Source organism: Azospirillum fermentarium (genome assembly GCF_025961205.1).
GTDB classification, from domain to species: domain Bacteria; phylum Pseudomonadota; class Alphaproteobacteria; order Azospirillales; family Azospirillaceae; genus Azospirillum; species Azospirillum fermentarium.
On record NZ_JAOQNH010000001.1, the window covers coordinates 1,051,045 to 1,067,904 of the forward strand.

15 protein-coding genes are annotated in these 16,860 nt (G+C 69.0%); 11 read left to right on the plus strand and 4 right to left on the minus strand.

Translation table 11 applies throughout. From position 1 onward, the window contains the following. Positions 1–2: 2 nt before the first annotated feature. Positions 3–1,691, minus strand: coding sequence for a methyl-accepting chemotaxis protein (locus M2352_RS04925; RefSeq protein WP_264663387.1), 1,689 nt, complete (start codon positions 1,689–1,691; stop codon positions 3–5). Positions 1,692–1,866: 175 nt separating this feature from the next. After that, positions 1,867–3,942, minus strand: coding sequence for a 4Fe-4S dicluster domain-containing protein (locus tag M2352_RS04930; protein ID WP_264663388.1), 2,076 nt, complete (start codon positions 3,940–3,942; stop codon positions 1,867–1,869). A 133-nt stretch (positions 3,943–4,075) separates the two neighbouring features. Here M2352_RS04930 and M2352_RS04935 point away from each other — a divergent pair, with 133 nt between their 5' ends. The 3 genes from M2352_RS04935 (at position 4,076) to M2352_RS04945 (ending at position 8,123) form a co-directional block, all read left to right on the plus strand. Next, positions 4,076–4,969, plus strand: a complete 894-nt coding sequence (locus tag M2352_RS04935) for a formate dehydrogenase accessory sulfurtransferase FdhD (protein ID WP_264663389.1) — start codon at positions 4,076–4,078, stop codon at positions 4,967–4,969. Further along, positions 4,959–5,594, plus strand: a complete 636-nt coding sequence (gene mobA, locus M2352_RS04940; protein WP_264663390.1) for a molybdenum cofactor guanylyltransferase MobA — start codon at positions 4,959–4,961, stop codon at positions 5,592–5,594. Before M2352_RS04935 ends, mobA begins: the two co-directional genes overlap by 11 nt. 384 nt (positions 5,595–5,978) lie before the next feature. Then, positions 5,979–8,123, plus strand: a complete 2,145-nt coding sequence (locus M2352_RS04945; protein WP_264663391.1) for a bacteriohemerythrin — start codon at positions 5,979–5,981, stop codon at positions 8,121–8,123. Positions 8,124–8,389: 266 nt separating this feature from the next. On the opposite strand, the gene M2352_RS04950 is transcribed toward M2352_RS04945, so the two are convergent. Together M2352_RS04950 and M2352_RS04955 are read right to left on the minus strand one after the other, a co-directional pair. Beyond that, on the minus strand, positions 8,390–9,415 hold the full coding sequence (locus M2352_RS04950; RefSeq protein ID WP_264663392.1) for a GlxA family transcriptional regulator: 1,026 nt from the start codon (positions 9,413–9,415) through the stop codon (positions 8,390–8,392). Positions 9,416–9,423: 8 nt separating this feature from the next. Continuing rightward, complete coding sequence (locus M2352_RS04955; RefSeq protein ID WP_264663393.1) at positions 9,424–9,969, minus strand: isochorismatase family protein; 546 nt, start codon at positions 9,967–9,969, stop codon at positions 9,424–9,426. Positions 9,970–10,147: 178 nt separating this feature from the next. Here M2352_RS04955 and M2352_RS04960 point away from each other — a divergent pair, with 178 nt between their 5' ends. The 8 genes from M2352_RS04960 (at position 10,148) to M2352_RS04995 (ending at position 16,811) form a co-directional block, all read left to right on the plus strand. Further along, the gene (locus tag M2352_RS04960) at positions 10,148–10,744 is read left to right on the plus strand and encodes an SCO family protein (protein WP_264663394.1); all 597 of its coding nucleotides are present in this window, start codon (positions 10,148–10,150) and stop codon (positions 10,742–10,744) included. Positions 10,745–11,019: 275 nt separating this feature from the next. Next, the gene (locus tag M2352_RS04965; protein WP_264663395.1) at positions 11,020–11,382 is read left to right on the plus strand and encodes an AtpZ/AtpI family protein; all 363 of its coding nucleotides are present in this window, start codon (positions 11,020–11,022) and stop codon (positions 11,380–11,382) included. Positions 11,383–11,394: 12 nt separating this feature from the next. After that, positions 11,395–12,138 (plus strand): F0F1 ATP synthase subunit A, encoded by a 744-nt coding sequence (locus M2352_RS04970; protein WP_264663396.1) that lies wholly within the window; start codon positions 11,395–11,397, stop codon positions 12,136–12,138. An 80-nt stretch (positions 12,139–12,218) separates the two neighbouring features. Next, a complete protein-coding gene (locus tag M2352_RS04975) occupies positions 12,219–12,443 on the plus strand; it encodes an ATP synthase subunit C family protein (RefSeq protein ID WP_109120341.1) in 225 nt (74 codons plus the stop codon). Between the two features lie 150 nt (positions 12,444–12,593). Then, on the plus strand, positions 12,594–13,226 hold the full coding sequence (locus M2352_RS04980) for a F0F1 ATP synthase subunit B family protein (protein ID WP_264663397.1): 633 nt from the start codon (positions 12,594–12,596) through the stop codon (positions 13,224–13,226). After that, positions 13,223–13,702 (plus strand): F0F1 ATP synthase subunit B family protein, encoded by a 480-nt coding sequence (locus tag M2352_RS04985; protein WP_264663398.1) that lies wholly within the window; start codon positions 13,223–13,225, stop codon positions 13,700–13,702. Before M2352_RS04980 ends, M2352_RS04985 begins: the two co-directional genes overlap by 4 nt. Before the next feature lie 110 nt (positions 13,703–13,812). Next, positions 13,813–14,622 (plus strand): DODA-type extradiol aromatic ring-opening family dioxygenase, encoded by an 810-nt coding sequence (locus M2352_RS04990; protein WP_264663399.1) that lies wholly within the window; start codon positions 13,813–13,815, stop codon positions 14,620–14,622. Between the two features lie 152 nt (positions 14,623–14,774). Then, positions 14,775–16,811, plus strand: coding sequence for a sensor histidine kinase (locus M2352_RS04995; protein ID WP_264663400.1), 2,037 nt, complete (start codon positions 14,775–14,777; stop codon positions 16,809–16,811). The last annotated feature ends 49 nt before the right edge of the window (positions 16,812–16,860 follow it).

Here is a 16,860-nt window from a genome sequence, read left to right on the forward strand (position 1 = left end):
GCCTACGCGGCTTTCCGCCGCAGGTCGGCCAGGAAGCTTTCGATCTGGGTCTTCAGGGTCATCGCCTCCCCGTTCAGGGAGGTGGAGGAGGTGGCGACCGCCTCCGCCGTGGTCAGCGTGCTGCCGGCGCTGGACGACACCACGGCGATGTCCTCGGAAATGCGCTGGGTGCCCTGGGCCGCTTCCTGCACCGAGCGGGAAATCTCGCCCATGGCGGCGTTCTGCTGTTCGACCGCGGCGGCGATGGTGGTGGCGCTGTCGTTGACGCCGCGGATGGTGGCTTCGATGCGGTCGATGGCGGTGACGGTGGCGGTGGTGCCGCTGTCCACCGACTGGATGATGCGGGTGATCTCGTCGGTGGCCTGGGCGGTCTGGCTGGCCAGCGCCTTCACCTCCGCCGCCACCACGGCGAAGCCGCGGCCCGCCTCGCCCGCGCGGGCGGCCTCGATGGTGGCGTTGAGCGCCAGAAGGTTGGTCTGGGACGCGATGCTGTTGATCAGCGTCGCCACCTCGCCGATGCGCTTGGTGGAATCGGACAGGGTGCGCACGGTTTCCGACGTCTGCGCCGCCTCTTCCACCGCGCGGCGGGCGATGGCGGCGGAGTTTTCCACCTGCCGCCCGATCTCGCGGGACGAGCTGGACAGCTCTTCCGTCGCGGCGGCGACGGTCTGCACGTTGGTGCTGGTCTGTTCGGTGGCGGCGGCCACGGTTTCGCTGCGGCTGCGGGTGTTGCGGGCGCTGTCGGACAGGGCGCGCGACGCCCCGTTCAGCCGTTCGGTTTCCGTCGTCACCCGGTGCATCACGTCGCGCACGCGGGTTTCCATGTCGTCGGCCATGCGGCGCAGGGCGCGGGCCTCGTTCTCCGCCGCTTCGCGCTTCAGCCGTTCCTGGTCGTCCAGCAGGCGCCGGTTCTCGGCGGTGTTGTCCTTGAACACCTGCATGGCGGCGGCCATGGTGCCGAATTCGTCACGGGCGCCGGTGCTGGGGATGGTCACGTTCAGATCCCCCCGCGCCAGCCGGCCCATGGCGTCGGAAAAGTGCTGCACCGTCACCGCGATGTGCCGCCCGATGACGAAGGCGCCCCCCGCCACCACCGCCGTCACCAGCAGCACGATGGCGATCATCTCCAGCGCGTTGCGGCGGAAGGCGGCGTCCACGTCGTCGATGTAGACGCCGCTGCCGATGATCCAGTCCCAGCCGCCGGCCATGGTGGCGTACGACAGCTTGGGCAGGGGCTTGTCGCTGCCCGGCTTGGGAAAGCTGTAGTGGACGAAACCGCCCCCCGACGTGCCCGCCTTGATCAGCTCGCGGACGAAGGGCACCCCGTTGGGGTCGCGGGCGTCGGCCAGATCCAGGGTGTTTTCCACCTGCGGGCGCGGCGCCAGCACGACCAGCATGCCGTCGGGGCGGTAGACGAAGTGGTATTCGTTGCCGGCATAACGCATGCCGCGGATGGCATCGCGGGCCCTGGTCTGGGCCTCGGCCTCGCTCAAGCGGCCGGCGGCGGCTTCACCATGATAGTACTTGATCACCCCGGCGGCGGTCTGCACCGCCGCCTGCAGCTTGGCCTGCACCCCTTCCAATTGGTTGTCCCGCAGCCGCATGACGTCCAGCGTGCCGAGGACGATCATTCCCCCCGCAGCCAGAAACGTCAAAAGCAGCAGGCGGACCCGCGTTGACAATGCCGGCATCGTGTTTTCCCCCCGAAAAACGGCCCCACACAAATCGTGCACAGCACGAAATGTATAATGTCGAAAGCCGTCCGTGTAGCAGGGAAAAAAGAAAAGACCATTTTCGGGCGAGGGCCAGACTGTAAGTTACACCCAAAGATAACATTTGAGCAGGATTTTTCCAACCAAACCCTTTTCAGTGCCGGGTCGGGTTATCGGTTTTGAATGTATGCCCGGCTCCCGGAATCCCGTTGCGGCTGTCGCGTTCGCGCAGGTCGTCGTCGGTGGTGCGGGGCCGGCGCGGCGCGCCCAGCGCAAAGGGGTTGCCGCCCCCTTCCATCTGGTCGATCACGCGGCAGTCGTCGCACATGCGCAGGCGGTTGGCCGCCTCGGGCGTTGCGAACATGGGATGCTTGCCGGCCAGGGCGGCGACGATCTTGTCGATGGAGGATTTGGCCGCGAACGGCTTGCCGCAGCGGACACAGCAGAACGGTTCCTCCTCCTTCACCACCACCGCCCCGCGGGCGCTGTCGCGGAAGTCGATTTCCGGCACCAGGGTGATGACCTTTTCCGGGCAGGTGGCGCGGCACAGGCCGCACTGCACGCAGGCGTCCTGGGCGAAGCTCAGCATCGGCTTGTCCGGGTTGTCCAGCAGCGCGCCCGTGGGGCACACGCCGACGCAGGCCAGACAGAGGGTGCAGCCGTCCGCCGCCACCAGCACCCGCCCAAAGGGCGCGCCGTCGGGCAGCGGCAGCACCGCCGCCGGAGCCGGGGCCGCGGCGTTCAGGTGGCGCAGCCCCAGCATGGTCACCGTCCGCCGCCCGCCCATGGGCAGGAACAGCCGGGCCGGCGGTGCCGCATCGGCGGGCAGCGACCACAGCAGTTCCTCCACCGCATCCGGGTCGGCGGCGTCGATCACCGCCACCCGCCCGGCGCCATAGCCCATGCCGGCCATCAGCGTCTCGGCCAGCGCCACCTGCTGCGCCAGCCCCGCGGCCTCGTCCCCATGGTCCTTGGCCCGGTTGGCGGGGCCGGTCAGCACCCGCACCTGTGCGGCCCCATAGGCCCGGGCGGTGGTGAACAGCTCCAGCCCCACCTGGGTCACGGCGTTGACGGCAAAGGGGATGACGCGGGCCGGCAGGCCGCGGCCCAGCCGCGCCATCATCCCGATCATCGCATCGCCGTGGCGGGGGTCGTGGATCAGCAGCACCGGATCGGTACCCCCGGCGGCGGCGTAGGTCTCCATCAGCGTGCGCAGCCGCTCGAACAGGGTGGCCATGGGCGGCAGGGCATAGGTGACCGCCCCCGTCGGGCACACCGCCGCGCACGAGCCGCAGCCGGCGCAGACGTGCGGGTCGATGGACACGGCATCGCCGCGCGGGGTGATGGCGCCGGTCGGGCACAGGTCCAGACAGCGGGTGCAGCCGGTCCGGCCGTTGCGGGCGTGGGCGCACAGGTCGGCGCGGGTGTCCACGTAGCGCGGCTTTTCGAAGGTGCCGGTCAGGCCGATGGCGGTCAGCACCGCCTCGGCCACCGCCGCCGGGTTCCTGGGATCGGGGCGCAGGTAGCCGTCGCGCTTGTCGTGGGCGGGGAACAGCGGCGTGCCGCCGGTCAGGTCGAGGATGATGTCGCAGCGCGACGTCACCCCGTCCTGCCCCGGCTCGAACGCCAGTTCCCGCCGCGACGACGGGCGGGCCAGGGCGTAGCCGTCCACCACGACGTCGAAGGCGCCCAGCCACCCCCGCGCGCTGCGGATGGTGCCGGTGAACAGCGCCACGTCCATGGAGGCCGGCGGCAGCACATCGCGGGGGTGGGACAGCAGCACCGTCACGTCCAGATGGGGGGCGAGCGCGCGCGCCGCCTCCAGCGCCGTCTCGCCGGTGCCATAGACCAGACACGCCCCCTCCGACGTCAGGGTGATGGCGCCGGTGGCGGGCACGTCCAGGGCGGCCTCGGCCAGCAGGGCGGCCATCTTCGGCCCGGCCTGCCCCCCCTCGTCGGACCAGCCGGCGCGCTCGCGGATGTTGACGAAGGACAGGGATGCCTCTTCCGGCGCCAGTTCGGCGAACAGCGGCGCCTCCTGGGTGCAGGCCACCAGCAGCGGCTCGCCGGAAGCAGCGGCGGCCTCGAACCGTTCATGCTCGCCGCGGCACAGCGCCGTATGGACGGTGGGGGCGGCAGCGGACCCGCAGGCGCGGGCCAGGGCGGCGCCGTCCACGCTCATGCTGTTCTGACAGTTGCAGACCAGAACCGTGCGTCCGTTGCGTTTCATGGCCGTCCCGCTCCCTCGTCGGCGTGTGCTGGAAAGATGTTGGCCGTTCTAACGGTCCCGGCAGCGCGAGGCGACGGGAATCTTTTTCGGCCAATCCCTTGCCGTGGACGGAGCAGGGCGCCACACTGGGGGCATGAGCCGCGATATCCCCCTCGAGTCCTACATCGTCCGCCCCGATCCCGCCGACGCCCGCCTGACCCGCCGGGTGTCGGGGCTGGATCAGGACGGCGCCCCCATCGACACCGCCGTCACCGTGGAACGGCCCCTGACCCTGTATCTCAACGGGCAGGAAATCGTGACCATGATGACCATCGGCGATTACCCCGACTGTCTGGCGGTGGGGTACCTGCTGAACCAGAACATGCTGCGCGCCGACGACGTGGTGACCGGCGTGGACGTGGACGAGGAGACGGACACGGTGGTGGTCCGCACGGCCCGCGCCACCGATTACGAAGCCAAGCTGAAGAAGAAGACGCTGACGTCCGGCTGCGCCCAGGGCACCGCCTTCGGCGACGTGATGGAGGTGTTCGACACCGTGCGGCTGGACCCGGATGCCCGCATCCGCACCTCGTGGCTGCGCACCCTGTCCAGGACCATCAACCTGACCCCCAGCCTGTATCTGGAGGCCGGCGCCATCCACGGCAGCGTCCTGTGCCGCCAGGACGTGCCGCTCCTTTATATGGAGGACGTCGGACGCCACAACGCGGTGGACAAGGTGCGCGGCTACATGCACCTGAACGGCGTGGCACCCGAGGACAAGATCTTCTACACCACCGGGCGGCTGACCAGCGAGATGGTCATCAAGACGGTGCAGATGCGCATCCCCATCCTGGTGTCGCGCTCGGGCTTCACCGCCTGGGGGGTGGAACTGGCGCGGCAGGCCGGGCTGACCTTGATCGGGCGGGCCAAGGGCCGGCGGTTCATCGCGCTGGCCGGCACCGAACGCATCGTCTTCGACGCCCCCCCGGCGGACGGCACGGACGAGGACCGCCGCCACCAGCGCAAGGGAAGCCGCGATGACGACTGAGTCCGTCGCGGGCGTGCTGCTGGCCGGCGGCCTGTCCCGCCGCATGGGCGGGGGGGACAAGAGCCTGCTGACGCTGGGCGGCCAGCCCATCCTGTCCCGCGTCATCGCCGCCGCCCGCCCGCAGGTGGGGGCGCTGGTGCTGAACGCCAACGGCGACCCGTCCCGTTTCGCGGAGACCGGCCTGCCCGTCGCCGCGGATGTGGTGGAGGGATACGCCGGTCCCCTGGCCGGCGTGCTGACCGGGATGGACTGGGCGGCGGCCAACGCCCCCGGTGCGGTGTGGGTGGCCAGCTTCGCCACCGACACCCCGTTCCTGCCCGCCGATCTGGTGGAACGCCTGCTGCGCGCGGTGCGGGACGAGGGGGCGGATCTGGCCTGCGCCCGGTCGGGCGGGCGGGACCACCCGGTGTTCGGGCTGTGGCCGGTGCGTCTGGCCGGCGACCTGCGCCGCGCCATGGTGGAGGAGGGGATGCGCAAGGTGGACGCCTGGACCGCCCGCTACCGGCTGGCGGTGGCCGAGTTCGATTCGCATCCCGTCGATCCGTTCTTCAACGCCAACCGCCCCGCCGATCTGGCCGAGGCCGAACGGTTGCTGGCCCGAGTCCCGCCCCTGACCCGTCCCTGACCCGCCGTTATGCCGCCATCCGTGTGCGGCGGATGCGCGCACGGATGGCGGCGGTGCAGCACAAACCCGCTCATTTCCGTACCGGAAACCGGCGGCGGACCGCCCCCGCCGGGCGGTCCGCCGCAATTATTTCGATACCGAATGGTCTCCGGCGATGTCTTATGACTCAAAGGGTTGTTAACGGTCGCGCAACATTGATTCGCCCCCCGTGACGGGCCAATTCACGAATCCGCAATGCTTTTTCCGCTCCTGGGTTGGTTCGTAACCATGCGACAGGCTGTCTCTTTCCCTTGCTGCGTTTACCCCGTCATATTTATTTAAAAAAATTTACCGGAATTACCGGGCAATCACAAAGAACCCGGCCATGTGTGAGGAGCGCAACCCGTGCTTGAGCGTGTCAGCATCAAGGGGAAACTATCCATCATCCTCGGCGTGTCCGCCGCCGGGTTGGTGCTCGTGCTTTTGGTCAGCCTGTTCGGGTTGCGCGAAGAGATGATGCGCGACCGTCAGGACAAGACCCGCAGCGTGGTGGAGGTGGCCTATACCCTGGTCGCCCATTACGAAGCGCTGTCGCGGTCGGGCGCCATGACCCCCGACGCCGCCAAGGCCGGCGCCATCGCCGCGCTGAAGACGCTGCGCTATGCCGGGGACGAGTATTTCTTCATCAGCGACCTGACCCCCCGCATGGTGATGCACCCGTTCAAACCGGAACTGGACGGCAAGGATCTGTCGCAGAACGCCGACCCCAACGGCAAGCGGCTGTTCGTGGAATTCGCCGCGGTGGCCAGGGACGGCGGCCAGGGCTTCGTCGATTACATGTGGCCCAAGCCCGGTGCCGCGGAGCCGGTGGCCAAGCTCAGCTATGTCCGCGGCTTCCAGCCGTGGGGCTGGGTCATCGGGTCGGGCATCTACATCGACGACGTGGATTCGGCGTTCTGGGCGGCGGCGTTCCGGCTGGGGGCCATCGGGCTGGTGCTGACGCTGGCCGCCGCCGCGCTGGCGGTGATGGTGTCGCGGGTGGTGATCCACGGCCTGACCGGCATGACGGCGGTGATGCAGCGGCTGGCCGACGGCGACACGTCGCTGGAGGTGCCGGCCCAGGACCATCAGGACGAGATCGGCGCCATGGCCCGCACCATGGAGGTGTTCCGCCAGCACATGATGGAGCTTCAGCGCCATTGGGAGCGGCAGCAGATCGAACACCGCGTCACCGAACAGCGCGCCCGCGCCCTGGAACGGCTGACCGAACGCTTCGACCAGACCATCACCCGCATGGTGGGCACCGTGTCCACCGCGGTGGAGGGGCTGGAGGAGACGGCGGCCACCCTGACCAACACCGCCGACCGCAACATGCAGCAGGCGGCTTCCGTCGCCGGGGCCTCGCAGCAGGCGTCCGCCAACGTGCAGACCGTGGCCGCCGCGGCGGAGGAACTGTCGGGCGCCATCGCCGAGATCAGCCATCAGGTCACCGTCAGCTCCGAAATCTCCAACCGCGCGGTGGAGGCGTCGCACCGCGCCGACCAGCAGATCGCCCGTCTGGGCGACGCGGCCCAGCGCATCGGCGACGTGGCCGGCCTCATCACCTCCATCGCCAGCCAGACCAACCTGCTGGCGCTCAACGCCACCATCGAGGCGGCGCGGGCCGGCGAGATGGGCAAGGGCTTCGCCGTGGTGGCGGGGGAGGTGAAGAACCTCGCCGGCCAGACCGCCAAGGCGACCGAGGACATCCTGACCCAGATTTCCGACGTGCAGCAGGCGACATCCTCCGCCGTGGAGGCCATCCGCGAAATCGCCGCCATCATCGGGCAGAGCGACGAGATCGGCACCTCCATCGCCGCGGCGGTGCAGGAACAGGGGGCCGCCACCGGCGAGATCGCCCGCTCGGCCAGCGAGGCGGCGGTGGGCACCGAGCAGGTGTCGGTCAGCATCGGCGGCGTGTCGGCTTCGGCGCTGGAAACCGAGCAGGCGGCCAAGACCGTGCTGGGGGCGGCCCACAGCCTGACCACCCAGGCCGGCGCTCTGCAGGATCTGGTGGACAGCTTCCTGGTGAATGTGGAGGCCATCAACGCCGCCCGCATCGACGACATGCTGGTCGACGATGCCTCCAGCGTCTACATGCCCTGGAGCGACGCCCTGTCCGTGGGGCAGGAGGACATCGACAACGACCACATGATCCTGATCGGGCTGGTCAACCGCGTCCACGGCGCGGTCCAGGGCAAGCAGGGCAAGGACGCGCTGCTGCAGGCCGTGGATCAGCTGATCGCCTACACCGCCCTGCACTTCGAGCAGGAGGAAAAGCTGATGCAGGACGCGGGCTATCCCGGCCTGCCGGCCCACAAGAAGCTGCACGACGCCCTGACCGCGCGGGCCAAGGATCTCCGCCGCCGCCTGGACGCCGGCCAGCCGTCGGTGGGCGAGGAGCTGATGGCGCTGATCAAGGAATGGCTGTGCGACCACATCCAGCGCCACGACACCAAGGTCGGCGCGTTCCTGACCGGGCGCTCCGGCGGGGAGCGGATGGCCGCATAAGAAAGAAACCCTCTCCTCCCTTCCCTCTCCCCGCCGGGGAGAGGGTGGCCCGGAGGGCCGGGTGAGGGCCGATTTCCGCGCGGAACGCCCGAGAATCGAGCCGCAAGGCTCGTGAAATGTTAGAGTGTGATCGGTTCAAACGGAATCGTTTGAAGCGTGAATCACACGGGAAAACCAAAAGCTTAGAGTCCTTCAGGTGCTTCAATAAGCACCTGAAGGACTCTAAATCTTGCGTTGCCCGCAACGGTTTCCGGCCCTCTCCCCCCTTACCCGGTGGGAAGGGTGCCTTCCATCCGCGCCGCCGTCCGCAGGCGGCTGGGGGGCAGGGCGTGCAGCCGGTTCCAGGCACGGCGGAACTGGCGGGTGGAGGCGAAGCCGGCGCGCTCCGCCACCGTTTCCATGTCCAGCCGCGTGGCGGTCAGCAGGTCGTGGGCCAGGGCCACCCGCAGGCGGTTCACGTAATCGGTGACGCTCATCCCCGCATGCTCGTTGAACAGGCGCGACAGGTGCCGCGGGCTGGCCCCCGCCGCCCGCGCCAGCGCGCCGACGGTCCAGTCGCGGGCGGGATCGGCGGCCACCGCGTCCTGCGCCCGGTGAACGGCGGGGTGCAGGTGGTTGCGCCCTTCCAGCCAGGGGGAAAGCTGCGGGTCGCCGCCGGCCCGGCGGGCATAGACCACCAGATAGCGGGCCACCGCCGCCGCCACCCCGTGTCCCACCCGCCGGGCCACCAGCTGCAGCATCAGGTCGATGCCGGCGGTGATGCCGGCGCTGGTCAGCCGCTCCCCGTCCTCCACATAGAGCCGGTTGTCCAGCACCCGCGCCCCCGGCGCCAGCCGGGCGAGGTCGGCGGTGCAGCCGTGGTGGGTGGTGCAGTCGTGGCCGCTGAGCAGCCCGGCCCGCGCCGCCAGCAGGGCGCCGGAGCAGATGGTCATCAGCGTCACCCCCGGACGGACCACCGCCCGCAGCCACGCGGCGATGGTCTCCTCGTCCGCCTGGCCGTCCGCGGGTGAGGCGGTGGGGGCGCCCAGCGTCACCGCGGTGTTGCCCGGCACCACCACCAGCGCCCCGTCGGGCACCGCGGCGGGCAATGCCCCCAGCCCCGCCAGTTCCAGCCCCACCGAACTCAGCACCCGCGGTGACGGGGCGGCGTAGGTGACGGCGAAGCGCACCCGGTCCTGCTCCAGATTGGCCTTGCGCAGCACCTCCACCGGCCCCGCCACGTCCAGCAGCAGCACCCGCGGCGGGACGACGGCGACGACGGGAATGATGGTGGGGGCGGTGGAGGTGCTCATGGCGGTGCTCAGCCCTCCAGGGCCTGTTCGACGGTGGCGATGCGGGCGAAGCGCCCGGCCAGCACCAGTTCGGTGCGGGCGCGGATCTCGTCCGGTGCCCAGGTGCGGCCCGCGGCGTCGGTCATGGGGAAGGTCAGCATGGCCTCGCCCACGTAATCCGCCGTGTAGCCCAGGTCGGAGGCGTGCCGAGTCGTGGTCTCGCAGCACTGTTCGGTGCGGATGCCGCTGACGATCACCCGGCGGATGCCCCGGCGGGTCAGCCACACGTCCAGCCCCGTGCCCACCAGCGCGCTGTGGCGGGTCTTGCGGAACACCGCGTCGGCGGGGACCGACAGGGGGGCCAGGGGCGTCACATACCCGGACGCTTCGGAAAACGGCCCCGTCTCCTCCACGTGGAAGATCTGCACCACGGGGATGCCGCGGGCCTTGGCGCCGTCGATCAGCGCCTGCTGCCGCTCCACATAGGCGTCCAGCCCGTCCGCCTGCCAATAGGGGCGGTGGCGGAACGATTCCTGCGCGTCGATGACCAGCAGTGCGGTATCGGTATGGGACATTTCGGTCTCTCGTATCGGGGTGAAGAATGGCCCCAGTGTACGGCTCCGGTCAAAGGCCGAAAGGCGGCCAGCCGACAAAGATGGGACACTTCGCGCCATGACCGTTTCCGCCCCCGCGCGTCATGCTGACGTTTTGCCCCCTTGACCGCGCCGGGGGCGGCACGGTTCAGTTGCGGGCATGAAAAACGCCCGTCTGATCCGAATCGCCCTTGCGTCCCTCGTCGGTCTGGCCGTTGCCGCCGGAATCGCGTGGTGGCAAGTCAACTCCGCCGCGCGGATGACCTCCACCGGTCTGCCGCCGCTGGGCGGTCCCTTCACCCTGGTGGACCACACCGGGCGCACGGTGACCCAGGCCGATTTCGGCCCGGTGCTGCGGCTGATCTATTTCGGCTACACCTATTGCCCCGACGTCTGCCCGACCGAGCTGTCGGCTATGGCCGGCGCGCTCGACCGGCTGGGGGCGGACGGGAGCCGGGTCCAGCCGCTGTTCATCTCCATCGACCCGGCCCGCGACACCGTGCCGCACATGGCGGAGTATGTGCCGCTGTTCCATCCCCGTCTCATCGGGTTGACCGGATCGGCGGAGCAGGTGGCCGCCGCGGCCCGCGCCTACCGCGTCTATTATGCCAAGGCGCAGAATGGCGGGACGACGGACTATCTGATGGACCATTCAAGTTTCGTGTACCTGACCGCGCCCGACGGCACGGTGAAGACCGTTTTTCCGGCCAAGACCACGCCCGAAGCCATGGCCGAGGGTATCCGCAAGCAGTTGTGAGCGGGATCGCGCGGCGTTTGTGTCTTTTTTGCACGCGCGAGATCCCACAAAGGACGTAAGCCCTTGACCGGCAACGCTCAAGCGCCGGGTGCGCGGCCGGGCCGCACGGGCGGCGGAGGGTAATTAAGCTGCCGTTCCACACCGAAAATCGGGAACGGCAGCAGTATCAAGCACTTGTGTTTAAGGTTTTGCTTCTTGACAGGAAAGTGGCCTGTCCGTATGGTCGCGCCGCTTTCGCGTGGCGGCGAAACGGCCTGGGGGATGCTTAAAGCGTTATGACAGACGACCAGCACCCGCCCTCGTTGGATGACCTCGACGCCCGGTTGCGCAAGGCGCGGGAACGGGAAACGCCCTCGGCCAAGGCCGGGCGCTATCACCGTTTGCCGCAGTCGCCCCTTGGGGTTGCCTGGCGGATCGGGACCGAACTGGTCGCTGCCATGATCGTCGGCGTCGGCGGCGGACTTCTGTTCGACCGTTGGCTGGGGACTGCACCGTGGGGCCTGGTGGTGATGTTCTTCCTGGGCGCTGCGGCCGGAGTTTTGAATGTGTACCGGTCCGTGACCGGGCTTGGTTACGCACCCGGCTATCGCCGGACCCATAGGGAAGACCACGATCGCCCCCACGGCGACGGACAATAAGCGAGGACGGCCTTGGATCCGCTGCATCAGTTCCAAATCAACCCGATCCTGCAAATCATTATCGGTGGGTTCGACGTTTCGTTTTCGAACTCGGCCCTGTTCATGGTGATTGCGGTCGGCCTCATCTACGCCCTGCTGGTCCATGGCATGAAGGGGCGCGCGCTCGTCCCCGGCCGTCTCCAGTCGCTGGCCGAGATGTTCTACGAATTCGTGGCGAACATGGTGCGCGAGAACGCCGGCCATGACGCCCGCCCGTACTTCCCCTTCGTCTTCTCGGTGTTCATGTTCGTCCTGTTCGGCAACATGATCGGGATGATCCCCTACACCTTCACGTTCACCAGCCACATCATCGTGACGTTCGCCCTGGCGGCGACGGTGTTCGTGTTCGTGACGATCCTGGCGCTGGTGAAGCACGGCCTGCACTTCTTCACGTTCTTCATGCCCCATGGCGCGCCCATCGCGCTGGCGCCGATCCTGATCCCCATCGAGGTGATCTCGTACCTGATGCGCCCGGTCAGCCTCTCCATCCGACTGTTCGCCAACATGATGGCGGGCCACACGATGCTGAAGGTGTTCGCCGGCTTCACGGTGCTGATGATCTCCGGCCTGGGTGCGGTCGGGTTCCTGGCGGGGCTGGTCCCGGTTGCGATCAACATCGCGCTCACCGGCTTCGAATTCCTGGTCGCGTTCCTGCAAGCATACGTCTTCACGATCCTGACCTGCCTGTACATCCGCGATGCGCTGGAACTGCACTAAGCAGACCTAGGGTATCCCGGACGCTAAGTTGACGCCTATCCCATCATCCAGTTCACCTTTAAGACAGAGGATTGAGTACCATGGAAGCTGAAGCCGCCAAGTTCGTCGGCGCCGGTCTGGCCGTCATCGCCCTCGCTGGCGTCGGCATGGGCATCGGCAACATCTTCTCGACCCTGATCGGCTCGATCGCCCGCAACCCGGCCGTGCAGCCCAAGGTGTTCCCGATCGGCATTCTGGGCTTCGCGCTGACGGAAGCCGTGGCGCTGTTCGCGCTGCTGATCGCCTTCCTGATCCTGTTCGCCTAAGGCACCCGGTGCGGGGCCGGACGGGTTCGCCCGCCCGGTTCCGCCGGTCAGAACAAAAGCTATGCCGCCGGGACAACCGGCGGCACACGCTCTGACGCGGCGCCGGCCCATCGGGTTTGGCGCCGCACCTTTGCCTTGGGGGACCGATCAATGCCGAACCTGTTGGCCAAAGGACGGCTGGCCCGCTGGTCTGTTGGTGCGAGTGCTGTGCTCGTCACGATGACCACGGCGGCTGGTTCCGTTCTGGCGGCGGCTGCGGAACACGGCGGCGAACATGCCTCCGGTGGTCTGCCGCAGCTCAATCCCGCCAATTTTCCCACCCAGATTTTCTGGCTGGCGCTGTCCTTCGCCGCTCTCTACTACCTCATGGCCAAGAAGGCGCTCCCGCGCGTGGCCGAGGTGCTGGAAGAGCGTCAGGACCGTATCTCCCGCGATCTGAGCAAGGCCGCCTCCCTCAAGGAGGAAGCCGAAGCGACCCTGGCCACCGTGGAAAAGGCTCTGGCCGAAGCCCGCGGCGAGGCCCAGAGCGTCATTGCCCAGACCGTCGCCGAGATCGACGCCGCCAACCAGGCCCGTCAGGCCGCCCTGGCCGCCGACATCGCCGAACGCCTGCGCACGGCCGAAGTCCGCATCCAGGCCGCCAAGGATGAGGCCATCGCCAACGTCCGCTCCGCCGCCGCCGACATCGCCCGCGACGTCGCCGTGAAGCTGGGCGCCACCGATGTCGATCAGGCCACCGCCGACGCCGCCGTCGGTGCCGTCATCGAGGAGCGCCGCTCATGATGAAGCCCGAGTTCTGGGTCGCCCTTGCCTTCGTCATCTTCGCCGTTCTGGTGTGGAAGAAGGCCAAGGCCGCCATTGTGGGCGCGCTCGACGCCCGCGCGGAAAAGATCCGTGCGGAACTGGACGAAGCCCAGCGCCTGCGTGAAGACGCCCAGGCCGCTCTGGCCGCCTATCAGCGCCGCCAGCGCGACGCCCTGAAGGAAGCCGAAGCGATCATCGCGCACGCCCGTGAAGAGGCCGCCCGCATCCGTGCCCAGGCCGCTGCGGATCTGGAATCGTCGCTGAAGCGCCGCGAGACCCAGGCCGTGGACCGCATCGCCCAGGCCGAAGCCGCCGCGGTGAACGAGGTCCGTCACCTGACCGTCGATCTTGCCATCCAGGCCGGCCGCAAGCTGCTGAGCGAAGGCATCACGGCGAAGCAGGGCGACGCCCTGATCGACCAGTCGATCGCGGAACTGCCCAAGCACCTGCATTGATCGTTGCCCCCGCGGCAACAGTCTTTGGAGAACCCCGGCCTTTGCGCCGGGGTTTTTCTTTGCTCAAATGGAACCGTTCCACCGTCGCCCCCCTTCGGAGTTCCACGGCCATGGCCACCGGCACCTTTCCTGCGGTTTTCGTGTCCCACGGGTCGCCCACGCTCATTCTGGAGCAGGACTCGCCGGGCCGCGCCTTCCTGTCCGCTTTGGGCCAGCGGCTGGGGCGGCCCACGGCCATCCTGGCGGTTTCCGCCCACTGGATGACCCGCCGGCCCATGGTCAGCACGGCGGTGGCGCCGGAAACCATCCATGATTTCTACGGCTTCCCCGATGCGCTCTACCGCATGACCTACCCCGCGCCGGGGGCGCCGGAACTGGCGCAGCGGGCGGCGGCGCTGCTGACCGAGGCCGGCCTGACCGCCGGAACCGACCCGTCCCAGGGGCTGGATCACGGGGCGTGGGTGCCCTTGCGGCTGATGTACCCCGACGCCGATATCCCGGTGGCGCAGGTGTCGATTCTGCCGGGGCAGGGGGGCGGGGTGCATCTGGCCCTCGGCCGGGCGCTGGCGCCGCTGCGGCAAGAGGGGGTGCTGATCCTGGCCAGCGGCGGGGCGGTTCACAACCTGCGCCATTTCCGCTTCGGCGGGGAAGGGCTGCCGCCGTGGGCCGCCGACTTCGCCGGCTGGCTCGACACCGTGACCACCACGGGGGACGTGGAAGCGGTGGCCCGGTGGGAGACGGCCCCGGCCGCCACGCTGGCCCACCCGTCCGACGACCATTTCCTGCCGCTGGCGGTGGCCATGGGGGCGGGAATCGGACCGGGAGGCGAACGTCCGCACGGGGAACGGCTGCATGGCGGTTTCGAGCACGGCAGCCTGGGCATGCACGCCTACGCCTTCCGCGCGGCGGGGGACCAGTAGGGCGGAAGCAAAAGCCGGTCCCGGACGATGGCTGGGACATGATGGCTGTTTGCGTCCACCCGTGGGTGCCTGTACTATCGCCACGCTCCCGGACGGGGGTATCTCCTTGGATAGCCGCCCTTTTCGCGGCTGGAGTCTGGCGGCAAGGGCGGATGGTCGGCTCGAACAGCGAAACGGCGGCGGATGATCCGGTGACCCGCAAGGGCGGCCGGCGGCGCATCAGCAACCTGAAGGTGGGGCATCGCATCTACCTTGGGTTCGGCATCGCCTTTGCCCTGGTTGTGGCGCTGGCGCTCATTGGGCTGTTGTCCCTCTACGGTATTTCCCGTGGCGTGGGCGCCTTCTCGGCGTCCGCCGATGTGGCGCGGGTGGCGGCGGATGTGGACATCGGCATCCGCGACCTGCAAACCGCCGTGCGCGACTCCATGGCCGCCGCCGGCAACGACGCGGTGGCGCAGAAGGTCGCCGCCAGCCGCGCCGCGCTGGCCGCCTCCCTGTCCGCGCTGAAGGGGGTTCTGGACGACCCCGGCGACCGCCGGGCGGTGGGGGAGGCGGAAGCGGCGCTCGCCCATTACGCCGAAGGGGTGGAGAAACTGTCCTCCCTGCGGCGGGAGCGGGCGGAACTGCTGTCCAGCGTGCTCGACCCGCTGGTGATCCAGACCCGCGACAACCTCGCCAAGCTGAAGGATTCCGGCGGCATCGACTCCGCCACCCTGGTGGGGGAGGCCGCGATCTCCGTTCTGCTGGTCAAGGATCACGCGGTGCGTTTCAGCGAACGCCACGATCCTCTCGAAGCCCAGGCGATGCGCGAGGAACTGGACGCGGCCACCACCCGGCTGGCGGAGCTGAACCGCTATCTGTGGGTGGCCGGCACCCGCCAGATGATCAACGATGTCGAAACCATGCTGGGCAGCCTGGGTGGGATCATCGACCGGCTGGAAGGGGTGGTGGCGGAGGAGGAGAAACTCCGCGGCGACGTCCTGACCCCCGCCGCCGAAACCATCGCCGCCCGCGCCGCCGAGATCCGCCGGCACAACGCCTCCCTGGCCGAACGGCTGCGCACCGCGCTGGACGGCACCAGTTCCAGTTTCCTGACGCTGGCCCTGTGGGCCGGCGGGGCTGTTCTGGCGGTGGGGTTGCTGGCGGCGTGGCTGGTGGCCCGGTCGGTGGCCCGCCCGGTGGATGGCATGGCGCGCGCGGTGACGGCACTGGCCATGGGCGACGGCGCCCCCACGGCCACGCTGCCGGCGGACGCGCTGGAGCGGCGGGACGAAATCGGCGCCATGGCCCGCGCGGTGTCGATCCTCCAGACATCGACCGCCGAGACCGAACGCCAGCGGCGGGAGGCGGAGGCCGCGCACAGCGACCTGGCCGCCGCCCGCGACCGGGCCGAGGCCGACAGCACCGCCAAGACCCATTTCCTGGTCAATATGGGCCACGAGCTTCACGGCCCCCTGACCGCCATCGTGGACGGGGCGCAGTCGCTGATGACGGCGCTGCACCGCCAGGGCGCCAGCGATCTGGTGACCGAGGTGGAGATGATCCAGTGGTCCGGCGAACAGCTTGTCGGGCTGGTGGAGATGATCCTGGATTACGCCAAGATCGAAGCCGGCACCGCCACCTTGTGCCTGCAGGATTTCGACGTGGGGCGGCTGCTGACCGAATGCCGCGAACGGGTGATGCCCGCCGCCGACCTGCACGGCAACAGGGTGACCATCGCCCCGCTGCCCGCCGGGCTGGGGGCCATGCATTCCGATTTCGCCAAGGTGCGGCAGGCGTTGCTGGCCCTGCTGGACAACGGCTGCAAGTTCACACGCAACGGCACGGTCACCCTGTCGGCCCAGCGGGTGGAGAAGGACGGGCGGGCGTGGATCCGCTTCGTGGTCACCGACACCGGTCCCGGCTTCGCCCCGTCGCAGGCGCACCGCTTCTTCCAGCCCTTCGTCCAGGGCAGCAACCCCGACGGCGGCAAGGTTCCCGGCGCCGGTCTGGGGCTGACCCTGACCGGCTACACCGCGGCCCTGCTCCACGGCACGGTGGAGGTGGCCAGCGCCCCCGGCGCCGGCACCCGCATCACCCTGTCCCTGCCCGCCGTCCACCGCACGGACGATGCCGAGCTGGATTCCCGCAGCCTGACCGCCCAGCAGGCGCTGAAGGTCACCGAACTGCGCGCCCTGCCCAGCTCTTAGAGTGTGATCGGTTCAAACGGAATCGTTTGAAGCGTGAATCACACGGGAA